Here is a 17,826-nt window from a genome sequence, read left to right as displayed (position 1 = left end):
CGAAACCTCGTCACATGTCTGTGGACCCAGCCGTCGGCTGAGTCCACAGACAAACTCACCAGATTTCGAGACGCTCCCTACGGTCGCTCCTCGATCACCGGATTCACAAGGAATCAGCCCTTCGTCGAGCCCGCCAGGAGGCCGCGGACGAAGTAGCGCTGCAGCGCGAAGAACACGAGCAGCGGCACCAGCATCGCGATGAAGGCGCCGGCCGGCAGCAGGTACGCCGAGCGTCCGAACTGACCCGTCAGCTCCGCCAGGGTCCTCGTGATGGGCGACGCGTCACCGCTCGCGAAGATGAGCGCGACGAGCAGGTCGTTCCAGACCCAGAGGAACTGGAAGATCGCGAAGGACGCGATCGCCGGAACCGTGAGCGGCAGCACGATGCGCAGGAAGATCTGGCCGTGGCCCGCCCCGTCCACGCGGGCCGCCTCGATGACCTCGCCCGGGATCTCCGAGATGAAGTTGTGCAGCAGGAAGATCGCGAGCGGCAGGGCGAAGATCGTGTGCGCGATCCAGACCTGGGTATAGATGCCCGCGCCCTGGAAGCCCGAGAAGAGCGTGCCCGCCTGCGTGTTGAGGCCCCGCGAGAACAGGGTCAGCAGCGGCACGAGCGTCATCTGGATGGGCACGATCTGCAGCGCGAACACGAAGATGAACAGCCAGTTCTTGCCCTTGAAGTCGATCCACGCGAACGCGTAGGCCGCCAGCGAGGCGATGACGAGCGGTGCAATCGTCGCGGGGAGCGTGATCGCGATCGAGTTGATGAACGAGCGCGTGAGGTCGCTGTTGCCGAGGACCGTCGCGTAGTTCTCCGTCGTGAGGTCCCACTTGACGAACACCTCCCACCAGCCGGACCGCGTGATCTCGGCCTGCGGGCGCAGCGAGGTCACGAAGAGCCCGAAGGTCGGGATCGTCCAGACGACCGCGATGATGATCGACGCGATCGTCGCACCGCGGCTCGTGAGGCGCCGCTTGGTGCGGCGCGTCATGTTGCCGACATCGGCTCTCTCCACCGCCCCCTTGGTGGTGGAGGCGCCGGGCAGAGGGAGGTCGGCGGGAATGGTGGCGGTCATCGGATCTCCCTCTGGCTCTTGATCACACGTGCGTTGTAGATGACGATCGGCAGCACCAGGATGAACAGCAGCACCGCGAACGCGGCCGATCGGCCGGTCTCGAAGTTCTGCGCCAGGGTGACCATGTCATTGGCGATGACGCCGGTGTCCGGGTAGGCGGTGCCCATCGTCCGGACGATGTCGAACACCTTGAGCGACGCGATCGAGATCGTCGTCAGGACGACCACCAGCGAGCTGCGGATGCCGGGCACGGTCACGTTGGTGAAGCGCTGCCAGGCGTTGGTCCCGTCGAGCTCCGCCGCCTCGACCTGCTCCGTCGGGACGCCCTTGATGGCGGCCGACAGGACGACCATCGCGAAGCCGGTCTGCACCCAGATCAGCACGACGATGAGCAGGAAGGTGTTGAGCGGCGCGTTCTGCAGCCAGTTGACCGGCGTCCCGCCGAACCAGACGACGAGCTGGTTGAGGAGCCCGTACTGGCTGTTGCCCGCCTCGCGGTAGCCGTAGATGAAGCGCCAGATGATGCTGGCGCCGACGAACGAGATCGCCATCGGCATGAAGACGAGGATCTTGAAGAACTTCTCGCCACGGGACCGGTCGATGAACACGGCGTAGGCGAGGCCGGCCGCGGTCGAGACGATCGGCACGACCAGGACCCAGATGATCGTGTTGCGGATCGTGATCAGGTTGTCCGGCTGGCTGAAGATCCAGGCGAAGTTGTCGAGGCCGACGAAGCGGCCGCGCGAGCTGAGGAAGGCCTGAAAGATCGTCTGGATCGACGGATAGATGAGTCCGACCAGCAGGAGGAACATCGCCGGGGCGAGGAAGCCGAACAGCTGGAGCAGGTAGCCAGCGCCCTGGCGTGAGCGGTAGTCGAGCAGGAACAGCGCCCCGCCGAGCACGGCGGCCACGGCGATGGCCCACCAGATGGACCCGAAGAGGAACAGCACGACCGCCGGGACCAGCACCGCGACGGCGGCACGCAGGATCGTGTAGTTGCGACCCCGCCGAGGGGCGACCTCGAGGAAGAACAGCAGGAGCCCGACCACCGCGAGGAACGCGAGGATGATGACGGGGATCTGGGCGAGCGGCGGCAGATCGCCGAGCCAGTCGAAGAATCTCTTCAGCACTTCTCAGAACCTTTCGAGTGCGACGGTGAACGCGAAAGCAATGACAGGAAGGGCCGTGCGGAACGCGTCCCGCACGGCCCTCCCGTCACTGTATTACTCGGACGGCCAGCCCGCCTCGATGGAGGCGAGGACGTCGTCCGTCGGTGTTCCGTTGATCCAGTCCACCATGCCCGACCAGAAGGTGCCCGCGCCCACGGCGCCCGGCATCAGGTCCGACGCGTCGAAGCGGAACGTGGTCTCCGGGTCCTGCAGGATCGTGATCGCCTGCTGGAGGATGGCGCTCGACGCGTTCGAGGGGTCGAGCCCCTTGTTCGCGCTGATGACGCCGCCCAGCTTCACCCGGCTGTTGGCCCACTCGGGGCTGGACAGGTACTCCTGCACCTTCTGGGTGTCCGCGTCGTTGCTGAACGCGGCCACGATCTCGCCACCACCGGTGACGGCGGAGGCGCCGGGCTCGGTGCCCGGGGTCAGGAAGGCCCACACGTCGCCGTCCTCGGCCACCTTGCCGCCGGCGTCCGTGAGGAAGCCGTCGAAGAAGGAGGCCTGGTGCGTCATCGGGCACTTGCCGTCGACCACCGCAGCGGCGATGTCCGGACCGAACGGCGTGCTGTTGATGCTCGCGACGTCACCGATGCCGGCGTTCACGTAGTCCGGGTTGAGGAGGATCTCACCCAGCGTGTCGAACGCGCCCTTGATCTTGTCGTCGGTGAACGGGATGTCGTTCGCGACCCACTGGTCGTAGACCTCGGGGCCGGACTGGCGGAGGACGATGTCCTCGATCCAGTCGGTGCCCGGCCAGCCGGTGGCCGCGTCCGAGCCGAAGCCCGCACACCACGGCTTGGTGCCGGAGTCCGCGATCGTCTTCGTGAGCGTCATCAGCTCGTCCCACGTGGTGGGGACGGTCCAGCCGTTCTGTGCGAACACCTTCGGCGAATACCAGATGAAGCCCTTGACGCTCGCCATCAGCGGAGCGCCGTAGAGGACATCGTCGGTGGTGGCGTACGCCGCCCAGTCCTCCGACCAGTTCTTCTCGACGTTCGCGGCGACGGCATCCGGCGCGGGCTGCAGGTAGCCGCGCTTGGCGAGGTCGGCGACGAGGCCCGGCTGCGGCGTGATCGCCAGGTCGGGGGTGTCCCCGGACTGGGCACGCGTGCCGATGATGTCCTCGAACTCCTGGGTGCCCTCGTACTTGATGTCGATCTTGTTCTCCTTCTCCCAGTCCGCCCAGGACTGCTCGAGAAGGTCGGCCTCGGTGTCGATGATCGTGCCGAGGATGGTCACGGTGCCGTCGGCCTCGCCGACATCGCCGGGACCGCCGTTGCCGCCTCCGCCGCCCCCGCCGGAGCTGTCGGTGCAGCCCGTGAGCACAAGGCCCGCGGCTGCGGCGGCGATGATCGGAATGCTGTAGCGACGGCGCAAGATGTGCCTCATCGTTTCTCCTCTTCGTTGAGATGCGGCGGCCGCAATCTGCGGAGACACGCCACGGGGCAACGCTATTGCGCCGGAGAGCCTCCTTCCAACCACTTTGGTAGCGCTCCCGCGGTCGTGTCCTAATCGATACACAGCGGGAGCCGGGCCGCCGGGCATGAAAAGGGACGCCGCCCCTTTCGGAGCGGCGTCCCGGTTGCCCGAAGGCAGGAACTACTTGAGGGTGACGGTCGCGCCGGCGCCTTCGAGCTGCGCCTTGGCCTTCTCCGCGGTCTCCTTGTTGGCGCCCTCGAGGACGGCCTTGGGAGCGCCGTCGACGAGTGCCTTCGCCTCACCGAGGCCGAGGCTGGTGAGGGCGCGCACCTCCTTGATGACCTGGATCTTCTTCTCGCCCGCGGCCTCGAGGACGACGTCGAAGGAATCCTTCTCCTCCTCCTCCTCGGCGGCAGCGCCGGCACCGCCGGCAGCGGGGGCGGCGGCCGCGACGGGCGCGGCGGCGGTGACCTCGAAGGTCTCCTCGAACTTCTTGATGAACTCGTTGAGCTCGATCAGGGACAGCTCCTTGAACGCGTCAAGCAGCTCGTCGGTCGACAGCTTCGCCATCGGTATCTCTCCTTGTTGTCGGTACTGAAATCAGGTTCCTACCGGGCCTGTTCAGGCCGCGGACTCTTGCTTCTCGCGCAGTGCGTCGACCGTGCGAACGGCCTTCGACAGCGGCGCGTTGATCGTGTAGGCGGCGCGGAACAGCGTGGCCTTGAAGGCGCCGGCGGCCTTGGCCAGCAGCACCTCCCGGGGCTCGATGTCCGCAAGCTTCGTCACCTCGGCGGCGCTCAGCGGAGCGCCCTCGAAGTAGCCGCTCTTCACGACCAGCAGAGGATTCGCCTTGGCGAAGTCGCGCAGTGCCTTCGCGACGGCGACGGTGTCGCCGTGCACGAACGCGATCGCGGACGGCCCCGCGAGCTCCTCGTCGAACGACGAGATTCCCGCTTCGTTGGCCGCGATCTTGGTCAGCGTGTTCTTCACCACGGCATAGGTCGCGTGCTCACTGATGCTCTTGCGCAGCGTCTTGAGCTGGGCCACCGTGAGCCCGCGGTACTCGGTCAGCAGAGCGGCGTTCGAGTTCCGGAAGTTCTCCGTGAGCTCGGCGACCGAAGCTTCCTTCGCAGCCATGGGTCTCCTTTACGTGTGTCGAAAAGGACCGCGCGGAGCACGAATGAAAAAAGCTCCGGCGCAAGCGCACGGAGCAGATCCCGACTGGGAGACTTCGAACACCTGCGCAGGCTCTCGCATATCGCGAGCCTTAGGCGGCGGTCCTGGATTCCCGGAGGATTCCTGGCACGCCGACAACCGGCGGTCTTTGGCTCCGTCCAGAGTACGTGACGACGGGCGATCCGCCAAACCGCGGTGTTTCGCTCGGATCCCACCCAGCAGACCCGAAACATGCGCGCAACCGACCTGGGGTTCAATGGGCGAACCCGAGAGGAGAACGACGGTGGATCTCATCAGCGTCCGCGCCGTGCGCGTGCCGCGCAGCCGCGGCGAGCTGACGTTCGCGCCCGGCGCCGTCCCGCTCGCGGGCGGCACCTGGCTCTACTCCGAGCGGCAGGACGACGTCACCGAGCTGGTCGATCTCACCGGCCTCGGGTGGGAGCCGTGGACGGCGGACCCCGACGGCGGGCTCACCGTCTCGGCTACCTGCACCCTCGCGGAGCTCGTGCGCATCCCCGCGCGGCCGGAGTGGCCGGCCCTCTCCCTCATCCCGCTCTGCGTGAACTCGCTGCTCGCCTCCTTCAAGATCTGGAACACCGCGACGATCGGCGGCAACATCGCCCTCGCGCTTCCCGCGGGCGGGCTCACCTCCCTCGCGACCGCGCTCGACGCCGTAGCGGAGCTGTGGACGGTGGACTCCGAGCGACGGATCCCCGTCGCCGACCTGGTGCTCGGGGTGCGCCGCACCGCGATCGAGCACGGCGAGGTGCTGCGGGCGCTGCACTTCCCCGCCGCTGCCCTGGCCGGCCGCGCGGCGTTCCGCCGCATCGCCCTCTCCCCTCTCGGCCGCGCGGGGACCGTCGTGATCGGCCGCCGGGACGCGGACGACGCGGTCACCCTGTCGCTGACCGGCGGCACCGAGCGGCCGGAGGTGCTCCGCTTCGCCGGCATCCCGACGGTCGCCCAGCTGGCCGCCGCCATCGACGGCATCGACACCTGGTACGACGACGCCCACGGCTCGCCCGACTGGCGCGAGGCGATGAGCAGGCGCTTCGCCGAGGAGATCAGGAGGGAGCTGTCGTGAGGTTCTCCGTCAACGGGCAGCCGACGGAGGCCGAGCCCGCGCCGGGGCAGTGCCTCCGCACCCTCCTGCGCGAGCAGGAGCACTTCGACGTCAAGAAGGGCTGCGACTCGGGCGACTGCGGCGCCTGCGGCGTGTTCGTCGACGGCACGCCGGTGCACTCGTGCGTCTACCCCGCCCACCGAATGGAGGGACGCGAGGTCACGACGGTCGCCGGACTCGGCACCCCCGAGCGCCTCTCCCCTGTGCAGCAGCGCTTCGTCGACGCGGCAGGGTTCCAGTGCGGGTTCTGCACCGCCGGGATGATCGTCACCGCCTCCTCCGCCGAGGTGCAGGCGGCCGACGACGCCGACCTGCCGCGCCTGTTCAAGGGCAACCTGTGCCGCTGCACCGGATACCGCAGCATCGACGACGCTCTGCACGGCGTCACCACCACCCACGCGCGCGGCGGCGGCGGCATCGGCGCGTCGGTCCGCGCGCCCGCCGCGGAGCGCGTGGTCACCGGCACCGAGCCCTTCACCCTCGACTTCACCACGACGGGACTCACCCACCTCGCCGTCCTCGGCAGCCCGCACGCCTCCGCGCGCATCCGCTCTCTCGACGCCACCGAGGCGCTCGCCCTCCCCGGGGTGCACGCCGTCCTCACCGCGGCCGACTCCCCCGACGTCCTCTTCTCCACCGGCCGGCACGAGAACCGGCTGGAGGACCCGGACGACACCCGCGTCTTCGACTCGGTCCTGCGCTTCCTCGGCCAGCGCGTCGCCGCCGTCGTGGCGGACACCGTCCGGATCGCGGAGGAGGCCTGCCGCCTGATCCGCGTCGAGTACGAGGTCCTGCCCGCCGTCTTCGACCCCGAGGAGGCCCGCGCACCGGGGGCCCCGCTCCTGCACGGCGACAAGGATCCGTTCGAGCACCGGATCGCGGCACCCGAGCGCAACGTCGTCGCCCAGAAGCACGGCGAGCTCGGCGACGTGGCGGCCGGCCTCGCCGAGGCGGACGTCGTCGTGTCGGGCATGTGGCGCACCGGCCGCGTCGCGCACGCACAGCTCGAGACGCACGCGAGCCGCGGCTGGCTCGACGCCGCGGGCCGGCTGGTCGTGCGCACGAGCTCGCAGGTCCCCTACCTCGTCCGGGACGAGCTGGCGCGCATCTTCTCGCTTGACCGCGGCGCCCTGCGGGTGTTCACCGCACGCGTCGGCGGCGGCTTCGGCGGCAAGCAGGAGCTGCTCACGGAGGACCTCGTCACGCTCGCCGTGCTCCGCACCGGCCGGCCGGTCCAATACGAGTTCACGCGCGAGGACGAGTTCACGATCGCCACGCTGCGCCACCCCAAGCGCGTGAGCGTCACGCTCGGCGCACGGCGCGACGGCACCCTCACCGCGATGGCGGTGGACGTGCTGAGCGACACCGGCGCCTACGGCAACCACGGCCCGGGCGTCATGTTCCACGGCACGCACGAGTCGGTCAGCGTGTACCGGGTGCCGAACCGCCGGGTGGACGCGGAGGCGGTCTACACCAACAATCCTCCGTCGGGGGCGTTCCGCGGCTACGGCCTCGGCCAGGTGCTCTTCGCGGTCGAGTCCGCCATGGACGACCTGGCTCGCGAGCTCGGCATGGATCCGTTCGAGCTGCGCCGGCGGAACGTCGTCGTCCCGGGCGATCCCGTGGTCGTCACCGACGCCGACGAGGAGAGCGACCTGCAGCTGAGCGGCTACGGGCTCGACCAGTGCCTGGATCTCGCCGAGGCCGCCGTCGCCGAGGGCGGCGAATCCGCCCCCGACGGGTGGCTCGCCGGCACCGGGATGGCCCTCAGCATGATCGCCACGATGCCGCCGCGCGGCCACTTCTCCGAGGTCCGGCTGACGCTCGAGCGGGACGGCAGCGTGAGCCTCGACGTGGGCACCGCGGAGTTCGGCAACGGCACCTCGACCGTGCACGTCCAGCTGGTCGCGGAGGTCCTGGGCACCGCGCCGGAGCAGGTGCGGCTGCGGCAGTCCGACACCGATGCGGCCGCCTACGACACAGGGGCGTTCGGGTCGGCAGGCACCGTCGTGGCGGGGAAGGCGGTGCACGCGGCGGCCCTGGCACTGCGGGAGGCCATCCGCGCAGCTGCGAAGGAATTGGGCTCTACCCCTCGGGGTGACGCGAACACCCCTCTGGGTATGTCGATCACCCGGCGCGGCGTGGATCACACCCTCGATGCGCTGGTCGACGAGCAGGCGTCGCTCCCGCTGGCGGCGGTCGCCGCGGCGGCGCCCTCGCCGCTTGCGGCGGTGGCGACCGCGAGCGGCACGCCGCGCAGCCTGGCCTTCAACGTGCATGCGTTCCGGGTGGCCGTGGACCCCGCGACCGGAGAGGTCCGGATCCTCCGGTCGGTTCAGGCCGCGGATGCGGGGACGGTCCTCAACCCGCAGCAGCTGCGGGGCCAGGTGGAGGGTGGGACGGCTCAGGCGCTCGGGTCGGCCCTGTACGAGGAGGTGCGGACCGACGGAGAGGGCCGGGTCACCACTCGGGCCTATCGGAACTACCACATCCCCCAGTTCGCCGACGTGCCGCGCACCGAGGTCCTGTTCGCGAGCACGCACGACGAGCTCGGGCCGCTGGGCGCGAAGTCGATGAGCGAGGCGCCGTACAACCCGGTGGCGCCCGCGCTCGCGAATGCGATCCGCGACGCGATCGGCGTCCGGCCCCGCGAGCTGCCGATGACGCGGGAGCGGATCTGGCGGCTGGTCAGCCGGCGCGCCGAGGGAGACGGCTAGGAGCTCGCGCGCTCGCGCAGGACTCCCGCGGCCCGCGCACCCCGCCGGGCCAGCTCCGCCGAGTCCGCGGTCAGGAGCTCCCCCTCGCGCACGAGCGCCTCCCCGCCGACGAGGAGCAGCTCCAGCGGCGGCTGCGAGCCGAGGGTCAGCGCGGCGACGGGGTCGGCGATCCCGGCGTGCTCGACGCCGTCGATCCGCCACACCGCGATGTCGGCGAGCTTGCCGGCCTCGAGGCTGCCGAGCTCGGCGTCCCGTCCCAGCAGCCGCGCGCCGCCGAGGGTCGCCATGCGGAGAGCATCCCGGCCGCTCAGGCGATCCGCTCCTGCCCGCAGGCGGCCCATCAGGACCGCCTGCCGCAGCTCGGTGCCCAGCTGCCCCGACTCGTTGGAGGCGGCGCCGTCCACGCCGAGACCCACGGGGACGCCCGCCGCGAGCAGGTCGGCCACGGGTGCGATGCCGGCGGCCAGCCGGCCGTTGGAGGAGGGACAGTGGGCGACGCCGGTTCCCGTCGCGGCGAAGCGGGCGATGTCCTCGGGCGAGAGGTGCACGCAGTGCGCCATCCACACGTCGTCGCCGAGCCATCCGAGCCCCTCCAGGTACTCGGTGGGGCCGCTGCCGAAGCGCTCCCGGCAGAACGCCTCCTCCTCGATGGTCTCGGCGCCGTGGGTGTGCAGGCGCACGCCGAGCTCGCGCGCGAGAAGTGCGGACTCGCGCAGGAGGTCGCCCGTCACGGAGAAGGGCGAGCACGGCGCCAGGGCGACGCGGACGCGGGCGTCGAACGCGGGGTCGTGGAATCGGGCGACCGCATCCCGGCTCGCCTCGAGGATCGCGTCCGTCGACTCCACCGCGAAGTCCGGCGGCAGACCGCCCTGGGAGCGGCCGAGGTCCATCGAGCCGCGTGTGGCATGCAGGCGAACGCCCACCCGTCCGGCGGCGTCCACGATGCCGCCGAGGAGGTCGCCGCCGCCGCGGGGGAAGACGTAGTGGTGGTCGGCGACGGTCGTGCAGCCGGACCGCGCGAGCACCGCCAGGGCGGCCGCGGACCCGGCCCCGACGAGGTCGGCGTCGATGCGCGACCAGGCCGGGTACAGCGCCACGAGCCAGTCGAACAGGATCGAGTCCTGCGCCCACCCGCGCGTGAGCCACTGGTAGAGGTGATGGTGGGTGTTGACGAGACCCGGTGTGACGAGGCAGCCGGACACGTCGAGCACCTCGGCGTCCGCGGCGAGGTCGGCCGGCGCGGCGCCCGGACCGACGGCGACGATCCGGCCGCGGTCGACGACCACGTGGCCTCCGTCGTGCTCGTCCCCGGACACCGTGGCGACGTAGCCGCCCTGCAGGACCCTCACGAGGCCGCGCGCCGAGGATGGATCGGGCCGGGGACGTCGCGGAGTGCCCGGGCGGAGGCCGCCGATCGCTCCGCGAGCACCTCGGCGAGCACCGAGACCGCAGTCTCCTCGGGGGTCGCCGCTCCCAGGTCGAGCCCCATGGGCGAGTGCAGGCGCGCTAGCGCGGCCTCGTCGAGTCCGCTCTCGAGCAGCCTCTGCCGCCGCCGCTCAGCCGTGCGCCGCGAGCCCAGGGCTCCGACGTAGGCGACGGGGAGGGTCAGCGCCGTCGTCAGCAGCGGCTCGTCGAAGCGGTCATCGTGGGTGAGGACGCAGATGACGGTACGCTCATCCGTCTCCGTGCCCGCGAGGAAGCGGTGCGGCCACGCCGTCACGACCTCGTGGGCGGCCGGGAAGCGCTCCGCCGTCGTGAAGGCGGGCCGCGCGTCGCACACCGTCACCCGGTAGCCCAGCGCCCGGCCGGCGGCGGAGAGCGCCGAGGCGAACTCCACCGCCCCGAACAGCAGCATGCGCGGGGCGGAGCGTGTGGACTCCACGAACAGACGCACGGTGTCGGCTCCGCATTCCAGCTCGACCACGCCGGTGCGGCCGGATGCGACCTCGGCGTCGAGGACCGCGCGGATGCGCTCGACGGGCAGGCCGTGGAGCCCGGCTGCCTCGAGCTCGCTCGAGGTGAGCTCGCCGGGCAGCCCGCTGCCGGCGCGCCAGCCGAGGCCCCGCCCGAGCAGGGCAGGCGCGCCGCCGACGATCGTCGCGCACCCCGCCGCGCGGCCGGCCGCGGCCTCGGCGAGCTCTGCCCGAAGATATTCGAGATCGAGCATATGGACGACCACGTCGAGCTCGCCGCCGCACGCGAGGCCCACGGCGAGGGCATCCGCGTCGTCGTAGCCGAACCGATCGACCTCCGCGACCCCGCGCTCGAGCACGCGCTCGCAGGCCTCGACGGCGGCCGATTCGACACAGCCGCCCGAGATGCTGCCCACGACCGCCCCGCCGGTCAGCGCCATGGAGGTGCCCACATCGCGCGGGGCGCTCCCGATGACGCCGGTCACGGTTGCGACGGCGAGTGGGCCGGGAGCGGCCAGGAGCCGAGCGGCGAGCTCGAGCACAGGCGCCTCGTTTCGGTGGGCAAGCGGCGGGATGCTAGGAACAGGACATGATCATCCTGCATGACGCGGTCGCCGTTCTCGGTCCGGACGGATCGAGCGGCCCCGCCGACGTGATCCTCGACGGCGCGGCGATCGTGGCCGTGACCCCGCCCGGGGCGGGACCCGCCGCGGCCGCCGAACTCACACCCGACGCGCCCGTCGAGATGGTCTCCCTCGCGGGCTGTGCGCTCACGCCGGGCCTCGTGAACGCCCACCACCACCTCTTCCAGACCGCCTTCCGCACGCTCCCCGGCACCCGGGGCGTGCCGATGCGCGACTGGCTCCCGGCCATGGCCGCGGCCTACACGCGCGTCGGCGTCGACCCGGAGTCGACGCGAGCCGCGGCCCGTGCCGGCCTCGCCGAGGCTCTTCTGTCCGGAGTGACGACCGTCGCCGATCACCACCTGACCTGGCCGGACGGCTCGGACACCGTGGGAATGGCCAGGGCGACGGCGGCCGCCGCGTCCGAGCTGGGCGCGCGGCTGGTGTTCGTGCGCGGCACCGCCCGCGACCGCGCGGAGGTCGCGGCCGAGAGCGCCGAGGCGATCGTCGAGGCGCTCGTCCCCGGGCGTCCGGGAGGAGTGTCCGCGGACGGACTGCTGCAGGTGGCCGTGGGTCCGGCCGGCGTGCACAGCGACTCGCCGGAGACCTTCGCGCTGCTCGGCGAGGTCGCCGCGCGGCACGGCCTCCGCAGGCGGACCCAGGCCAACGAGCAGGTGGACGTCGAGATCGCGCAGGACCGCTACGGGCGGCGACCCCTCGAGCTCCTCGAGGAGTGGGGCTGGCTCGCGCCGGACGTGACCCTCGCGCACCTCTGCGGCGTCACGGACGCCGAGATCGACCGGCTCGCGGCCTCGGGGATCACGGCGACGCATGCTCCTGGCTGCGACGTGCCGATGGGCTGGGGGATCGCCCCCGTGGCGCGTCTCCTCGAGGCCGGTCTGCGGGTCGGGCTCGGCACGAGCGGCGGCGGCAGCAACGACGCCGGTCACCTGCTCGCCGACGCCCGCCTCGCGATGCAGGTGTCGGGGCTGGTGGGGCCGCAGCTCCCGGCGGAGACGGTTCTCGACATGGCGACGGCGGGCTCGGCCGACGGCCTGGGCCGCCCGGAGCTCGGGCGGATCGCGGTGGGCGCCGCCGCCGACCTCGCGGTGTGGGACGTCAGCGGGGTGGCCGATGCGGGCGTCGCCGATCCGATCGCCGGCCTGCTCTGGGTGTCCCCGGCCGCCGCCCGCGAGACGTCTACGTGGCGGGTCGCCGGGTGGTGGAGGGCGGCCGACTGGCCAGCGCGGAGGAGTCCGCCATCGTCCGCGACCTCACCGCCCTCCTCGCGACCCGCGTCTGACCGCGAGGCCGCGCGCAGCTCAGAGCTCGAGGGTGATGCGCGGGCACCTCGCGCGCGAGACGCACACCATCATGGCGAAGCTGTCCTCCTGCTCCTCGGGGAAAGCACGGAGTCGCGGTGCTCGATCTCGCCGTCGACCACGGCCACCTCGCAGGTCCCGCAGGTGCCCACCCGGCAGCTGGACGGCACGACCAGCCCGTTCCGCTCGACCACGTCGAGGATCGTCTCCTCCGGCTGCACCGTGACGGTCATCCCCGAGAGCAGGAGCTCCACGTCGAACGGCTCGTTCCAGATCGGCTCGCCGAGGACCTTGGCCTCGAAGCGCTCCAGGTGGATGGATCCGCGCGGCCAGGACGCTCCTGCCGCCTCGACGGCCTCGATGAGCCGCCGGGGTCCGCAGCAGTAGACGATGGTGCCGGGCGCAGGGTCGGCCAGCAGCGCCGCGATGTCGGCGCGCGAGCCCTCGTCGGACGCGTAGAACTCGGCGGAGTCGGCGTACTCGGCGGTCAGCTCCTCCGCGAAGGCCATCGCCGCGCGAGAGCGCCCCGCGTACACGAGCCTCGTCTCGTTCCCCGCCGCCGCGGCGGACCGGAGCATCGCGTAGATCGGCGTGATGCCGATGCCGCCGGCGACGAACAGGTACTTGCGGCCGGGGAAGGGCGCGAACGCGAAGTGGTTGCGCGGCCCGCGGACGAGCAGCCGGTCGCCCTCCCGGACCACGTCGTGCAGGTAGGCCGAAACGTCCCGCTCGCGGAGCACGCCGATGCGCCACCACATGCGGTCGTTCGGATCCGAGCACAGCGAGTACTGGCGCTCCCTGCCGTCGGGCAGGACGACGTCGATGTGGGCGCCCGGCGACCAGCCCGGCAGAGGAGCTCCCGTGGGCGACACGAGGTCCAGCAGCACGATGGAGTCCGCCGCCGCCTCCCGGCGACGCACGACGACCTCGAACTCGCCCCCTCCGCTCACGCGTCCCCCTCCGCAGCCGACCGTCCGAACCTGTCCTTCACGAGCAGCAGCCGATAGGGCTCGCCCCCGGCGAGCTCCAGCGGTGCGGCGTGCGCGAGCGCCAGTACAGCGAGTCGCCCGGCTCGAGCAGCCACTCCCCCTCGCCGTCGAGCTCGACCCGCACGATCCCGGCGAGCACGGTGAGGAACTCGTCCTCGTCGTGCACGTAGAAGACGCCCGGATCCGCGTTCGATCCCTCGAACTCCATCGGCTGGAACTGCCGGCGCCCGCGCACGAGGAGTCGCGCGCGCCCCTCCGCATAGGGCCCGACCGCCCCCTCGGACGCGCGCACCAGGGACGGCGCCGTGTCCGCGCCCTCGACCGCAGGCTCCTCCGCGACGGCGAACAGCTCGAGCTGGCTGGTGCCGAGCGCACGCGCGATCCGCTCGAGGCTCGTCATGCTCGGCCGGGCGAGGCCGCGCTCCAGCTGGCTGAGGAACGGGTGCGACAGCCCGGCCAGCTCAGCCAGCTCGACGAGGGTCAGGTCGCGGGCGAGTCGCAGGGCGCGCACCCTCCGGCCGAGCCGGCTGGCCTGCGGGTCGCTGTGACCGAGGGGCCGCAGGCGGCCGGGCACGCTGCCGTCGTCGGTCACGTCGACGCGGGTTCCGATGCTGCTGACGGCGTCCTCCTGCTCACGCGACGGGCTCCCGGCGGACGTCCGGCGGGGTTCGGGGATCCATGCAATCACGCGCATGCAACGCCGGATGCATCCGCGGCGACGCAATTTACAGAGGGTCACGCTCCCGTTACACGGCGGAAACGAGCGCTCCCTAGCGTCGGTCCTGTTGATCTCCTGAACATCCCCCTCTGTCCCGACGGCGTGGCAGCTTCCCCTTCCTCCGGAGGCTTGCGCCGTGCCCGACACCCTTCCCCGACCGCTCCGGCTGCTGCGCGGAGCGACCCTCGCGGACGGACGCGTCGTGGATGTCGAGCTCGACGGGGACCGGGTCTCGGCCGTGCTGCCGTCGGGAAGCGCCGCCCCGGCCGCCGCTGACGAGACGCTCGAGCTCGACGGCTTCCTGCTGATCACGGCCCCCGCCGAGCCGCACGCGCACTTCGACAAGGCGCTGTCCTACGACCTCATCCGCCCGCCGCAGGGTGACCTGGTCCGCGCCATCGAGTCGTGGAAGGCCTACTCGGCCGAGATGACGGCGGAGGGCATCGCGGACCGCGCTCGGGCCGTCGCCCTCCGGCTGCTGGCGCACGGCACGACCGCGGTGCGCTGCCACGTGGACCTGCTGAGCACCGGGGACCCGATGCGCGCCGTGGACGCGCTCGTCCGGGTCCGTGAGGAGCTCGCAGGCCTGATGGACCTCGAGCTCGTCGCGCTGGCCGGCTGGCAGGCGCCCGACCGGCACGTCGAGGAGGCACTCGACCGCGGCATCGACCTCGTCGGCGGAGCACCGCACCTCGCACCCGACCCGTCGGCCGATCTGCGCCGCCTGCTCGCCATCGCCGAGCGCCGGGGCGTGGGGGTCGACCTGCACGCGGACGAGAGCCTGGACGGAGCCGACACGCTCGCCGAGTATGCGCGGCTCGTGCGGGACTGGCCCGTTACGACGAGCGCCGGCCACTGCGTGCGGCTGGGCGTCCTGGAGGCCGCGAAGCTCGATGCGGTGATCGCCGAGATCCGCGCGAGCGACCTCGGGATCATCTCCCTGCCGATCACGAACCTCTACCTGCAGGGCTGGGAGCGCCCGGTCGCCACCCCGCGCGGGCTCACCGCACTCCGCGCGCTGCTCGACGCGGGGGTCCGCGTCGCCGCCGGTGCCGACAACATCCGCGACCCGTTCAACCCGGTCGGGCGGGGGATGCGCTCGAGACGGCTTCGCTGCTCGTGACCGCCGGACACCTCGACTTCGCGGAGTCGCTGCACCTCATCACCGACGGGGCCCGCGACGTGATGGGCCTTCCGGCCGCGGGACCCGTCGCAGGCCGGGTCGCCGACCTCCTCGCGGTGCGCGCGGCGAACATCGGCGAGGCGATCGCCTTCGCGCCCGCCGACCGCGTCGTCCTGCACGCCGGACGCCTCGTCAGCCGCACCACCGCCTCCACCGAGACCGCCGCCCCCGGCCTTCTCGTTCCCGCTCTGTCCGCACCCTCCGCCCTCTCCGGAAGCTGACCCATGACCCTCTCCGCCCCCGGACGCGCCGCCCCTGCGCGCTCCACGAGCACCCCCTCCTCGACTTCCGCGACGTCGCCATGCAGTTCGGGAACGGCACGGTCGCCCTGTCCGGCGTGGACCTCACCGTCCGGCCCGGCGAGTTCGTCACCGTCGTCGGCCCCTCCGGCTGCGGCAAGAGCACGCTGCTGCGGATCGCCTCCGGCCTCGAGACGGCCTCGGCAGGCACCGCCGAGGTGTCGACCAGCCGCATCGGCTACGTCTTCCAGGACGCGACGCTGCTGCCGTGGCGCGACGTGGAGAGCAACGTCGAGCTCCTCGCGGAGCTGAACGGGCAGTCGAAGAAGGAGCGTGCGGAGAAGGCCGCGGCGGCGATCAAGCTGGTCGGCCTCTCAGGCTTCGAGAAGCACCTGCCGAAGCAGCTCTCCGGCGGCATGCGGATGCGCACCTCGCTCGCCCGCTCGCTCACGCTCGACCCCGAGCTCTTCCTCTTCGACGAGCCCTTCGGTGCGCTCGACGAGATCACGCGCGAGCGCCTGAACGACGAGCTGCTCCGCCTCTTCGCGGAGCAGCAGTTCGGCGGCCTCTTCATCACGCACTCGGTGTCCGAGGCGGTCTACCTCTCGACCCGCGTCGTCGTGATGTCCGGCCGCCCCGGCCGCATCGTCGACGTGTTCGAGGTGCCGTTCGAGATGCCGCGGGACCCCGACATCCGCTACACGGGCGAGTTCGCCGAACTCGTCGGCAAGGTCTCGCACGCCCTCCGGGAAGGCCACTCATGAGCACGCTGGCGAAGGAAATCCCCACCACCGGGTCCCCGACGCTCGCGGTGCGCGGCACCGGTCGCGGTCCGCGGGGCGTCGCCGTCCTCCTCGGGCCGCCGATCGCGTTCCTCGCCCTCGTCGTCGTGCTCTGGTACATCGTCAGCGCCCTGCTCGGCAAGCTCAGCTTCCTGCTGCCCGCGCCGCACCGCATCTTCACCGAAGCCTTCTTCGACCCGAAGGTGGCAGGCGACATCGGCAACGCGCTCGTGCAGACCGTCCTCGTCACGCTCGCCGGCCTCGTGCTCGCCATCGTGATCGGCGTCGTGTGGGCGATCGCGATGTCCCAGGCGAAGGCGATCGAGCGGACCCTCTACCCGTACGCGGTCATCCTGCAGTGCATCCCGATCCTCGCCCTCGTGCCGCTGATCGGCTTCTGGTTCGGGCAGGAGTTCTTCGCGCGGATGATCGTCAGCGTCCTCATCGCGCTCTTCCCGATGGTCTCGAACACGCTCTTCGGTCTGCAGGGCGTCGACAAGTCGCAGCGCGAGCTCTTCAAGCTGCAGGGCGCCTCACGGTGGACGATCCTCACCAAGCTCCAGCTGCCCGCCGCCATGCCGACGATCTTCGCCGGCATGCGCATCTCCGCCGGCCTCGCGCTGGTCGGCGCCATCGTCGGCGACTTCTTCTTCCGCCGCGGGACGCCCGGCATCGGCTCGCTCATCTCCAACTACACCGCCCGCCTGCAGGGTCCCGAGCTGTTCGCCGCAATCCTGTCCGCCGCGTTCCTGGGCGTCGCGATCTTCGTCGTCTTCGGCTGGCTCTCCAAGGCCGCCGTCGGCAAGTGGTACGAGAGCGCCAGCTGACCGATCTTCCCTCCGCACCACCTCGCACCATTCCTGCACCACGACACAGAAAGCGAGATGCAATGCATTTCACCTCCAAGCGGGCCGCGGCATTCGCGACCGTTGCCGTCGCAGCGGTCGCCCTCTCCGCCTGCAGCGGCGGGGCCAGCGGCTCCTCGGGCGGCGGATCCACGCCGAGCACGGACCTCAAGGTCGGCTCCATCGACCTGAAGGCTGCCGGCTGTCCCGCGACCATCGTCGTCCAGACCGACTGGGTCCCGGAGTCGGAGCACGGCCACCTCTACCAGATGATCGCCGGTGACTACACGATCGACGCCTCGAAGAAGTCGGCGAGCGGGCCCTCATGGCATCCGGTGAGTACACGGGCGTCAACCTCGAGATCCGCGCAGGCGGGCCCGCAGTCGCCTTCTCCGGCGTCGCCGCCACCATGGGTGAGGACGACTCGATCACGATGGGCTACGTCGGAACCGACGCCAACGTCCAGACGTCCGACCAGTTCGCGATGACCGCGGTGTTCGCCCCGCTCGACACCAGCCCGTTCATGGCG

16 protein-coding genes and 1 pseudogene are annotated in these 17,826 nt (G+C 71.4%); 8 read left to right on the top strand and 9 right to left on the bottom strand.

Translation table 11 applies throughout. The features are described from left to right. Window positions 1-113 precede the first annotated feature (113 nt). From QUE51_RS07690 to rplJ, 5 genes are all read right to left on the bottom strand, one after another. Complete coding sequence (locus tag QUE51_RS07690) at window positions 114-1,076, bottom strand: carbohydrate ABC transporter permease (RefSeq protein ID WP_286278937.1); 963 nt, start codon at window positions 1,074-1,076, stop codon at window positions 114-116. Continuing rightward, window positions 1,073-2,206 carry a carbohydrate ABC transporter permease gene (locus QUE51_RS07685; RefSeq protein ID WP_286278936.1) on the bottom strand — a complete coding sequence of 378 codons (1,134 nt, stop codon included), beginning with the start codon at window positions 2,204-2,206 and terminating at the stop codon, window positions 1,073-1,075. Before QUE51_RS07685 ends, QUE51_RS07690 begins: the two co-directional genes overlap by 4 nt. A 93-nt stretch (window positions 2,207-2,299) precedes the next feature. Next, on the bottom strand, window positions 2,300-3,637 hold the full coding sequence (locus tag QUE51_RS07680; RefSeq protein ID WP_286278935.1) for an ABC transporter substrate-binding protein: 1,338 nt from the start codon (window positions 3,635-3,637) through the stop codon (window positions 2,300-2,302). 210 nt (window positions 3,638-3,847) lie between these two features. Then, complete coding sequence (rplL, locus tag QUE51_RS07675) at window positions 3,848-4,237, bottom strand: 50S ribosomal protein L7/L12 (RefSeq protein WP_286278934.1); 390 nt, start codon at window positions 4,235-4,237, stop codon at window positions 3,848-3,850. Window positions 4,238-4,288: 51 nt separating this feature from the next. Next, the gene (gene rplJ / locus QUE51_RS07670; RefSeq protein WP_286278933.1) at window positions 4,289-4,804 is read right to left on the bottom strand and encodes a 50S ribosomal protein L10; all 516 of its coding nucleotides are present in this window, start codon (window positions 4,802-4,804) and stop codon (window positions 4,289-4,291) included. A gap of 322 nt (window positions 4,805-5,126) precedes the next feature. On the opposite strand from rplJ, the gene QUE51_RS07665 reads away from it, so the two are divergent. Further along, on the top strand, window positions 5,127-5,927 hold the full coding sequence (locus tag QUE51_RS07665) for an FAD binding domain-containing protein (RefSeq protein WP_286278932.1): 801 nt from the start codon (window positions 5,127-5,129) through the stop codon (window positions 5,925-5,927). Next, window positions 5,924-8,683: a molybdopterin-dependent oxidoreductase gene (locus tag QUE51_RS07660; RefSeq protein ID WP_286278931.1), complete on the top strand. Its 2,760-nt coding sequence runs from the start codon at window positions 5,924-5,926 to the stop codon at window positions 8,681-8,683. Before QUE51_RS07665 ends, QUE51_RS07660 begins: the two co-directional genes overlap by 4 nt. On the opposite strand, the gene QUE51_RS07655 is transcribed toward QUE51_RS07660, so the two are convergent. Both QUE51_RS07655 and QUE51_RS07650 read right to left on the bottom strand, forming a co-directional pair. Continuing rightward, on the bottom strand, window positions 8,680-10,032 hold the full coding sequence (locus QUE51_RS07655) for an 8-oxoguanine deaminase (protein WP_286278930.1): 1,353 nt from the start codon (window positions 10,030-10,032) through the stop codon (window positions 8,680-8,682). The two genes, QUE51_RS07660 and QUE51_RS07655, sit on opposite strands and share 4 nt — an antisense overlap. Then, a complete protein-coding gene (locus QUE51_RS07650) occupies window positions 10,029-11,138 on the bottom strand; it encodes an XdhC family protein (RefSeq protein ID WP_286278929.1) in 1,110 nt (369 codons plus the stop codon). The genes QUE51_RS07655 and QUE51_RS07650 overlap by 4 nt, the downstream gene beginning before the upstream one ends. 47 nt (window positions 11,139-11,185) lie before the next feature. On the opposite strand from QUE51_RS07650, the pseudogene QUE51_RS07645 reads away from it, so the two are divergent. Next, a pseudogene (locus QUE51_RS07645) lies at window positions 11,186-12,292 on the top strand (amidohydrolase family protein); the annotation flags it as partial. 299 nt (window positions 12,293-12,591) lie between these two features. Here the strand turns inward: QUE51_RS07645 and QUE51_RS07640 are convergent. Further along, complete coding sequence (locus QUE51_RS07640) at window positions 12,592-13,491, bottom strand: PDR/VanB family oxidoreductase (RefSeq protein WP_286278928.1); 900 nt, start codon at window positions 13,489-13,491, stop codon at window positions 12,592-12,594. A 37-nt stretch (window positions 13,492-13,528) separates the two neighbouring features. After that, entirely contained in the window at window positions 13,529-14,218 is a 690-nt protein-coding gene (locus QUE51_RS07635) for a helix-turn-helix domain-containing protein (RefSeq protein ID WP_286278927.1), read from the bottom strand. 166 nt (window positions 14,219-14,384) lie between these two features. Here QUE51_RS07635 and QUE51_RS07630 point away from each other — a divergent pair, with 166 nt between their 5' ends. From QUE51_RS07630 to QUE51_RS07610, 5 genes are all read left to right on the top strand, one after another. After that, the gene (locus QUE51_RS07630; protein ID WP_286278926.1) at window positions 14,385-15,371 is read left to right on the top strand and encodes an amidohydrolase family protein; all 987 of its coding nucleotides are present in this window, start codon (window positions 14,385-14,387) and stop codon (window positions 15,369-15,371) included. Beyond that, window positions 15,368-15,652 (top strand): hypothetical protein, encoded by a 285-nt coding sequence (locus tag QUE51_RS07625; protein WP_286278925.1) that lies wholly within the window; start codon window positions 15,368-15,370, stop codon window positions 15,650-15,652. The genes QUE51_RS07630 and QUE51_RS07625 overlap by 4 nt, the downstream gene beginning before the upstream one ends. A gap of 80 nt (window positions 15,653-15,732) precedes the next feature. After that, a complete protein-coding gene (locus tag QUE51_RS07620; RefSeq protein WP_286278924.1) occupies window positions 15,733-16,434 on the top strand; it encodes an ABC transporter ATP-binding protein in 702 nt (233 codons plus the stop codon). Then, window positions 16,431-17,279, top strand: coding sequence for an ABC transporter permease (locus QUE51_RS07615; protein ID WP_286278923.1), 849 nt, complete (start codon window positions 16,431-16,433; stop codon window positions 17,277-17,279). The genes QUE51_RS07620 and QUE51_RS07615 overlap by 4 nt, the downstream gene beginning before the upstream one ends. A 62-nt stretch (window positions 17,280-17,341) precedes the next feature. Beyond that, window positions 17,342-17,785, top strand: coding sequence for a hypothetical protein (locus tag QUE51_RS07610; protein WP_286278922.1), 444 nt, complete (start codon window positions 17,342-17,344; stop codon window positions 17,783-17,785). Window positions 17,786-17,826: the final 41 nt, after the last annotated feature.

Origin of the sequence: Naasia aerilata (assembly GCF_030296595.1) — a bacterium.
Taxonomy (GTDB): Bacteria; Actinomycetota; Actinomycetes; order Actinomycetales; family Microbacteriaceae; genus Naasia; species Naasia aerilata.
Note: the sequence above shows the minus strand (reverse complement) of the source record. Positions and strands in the feature narration are given on the sequence as shown.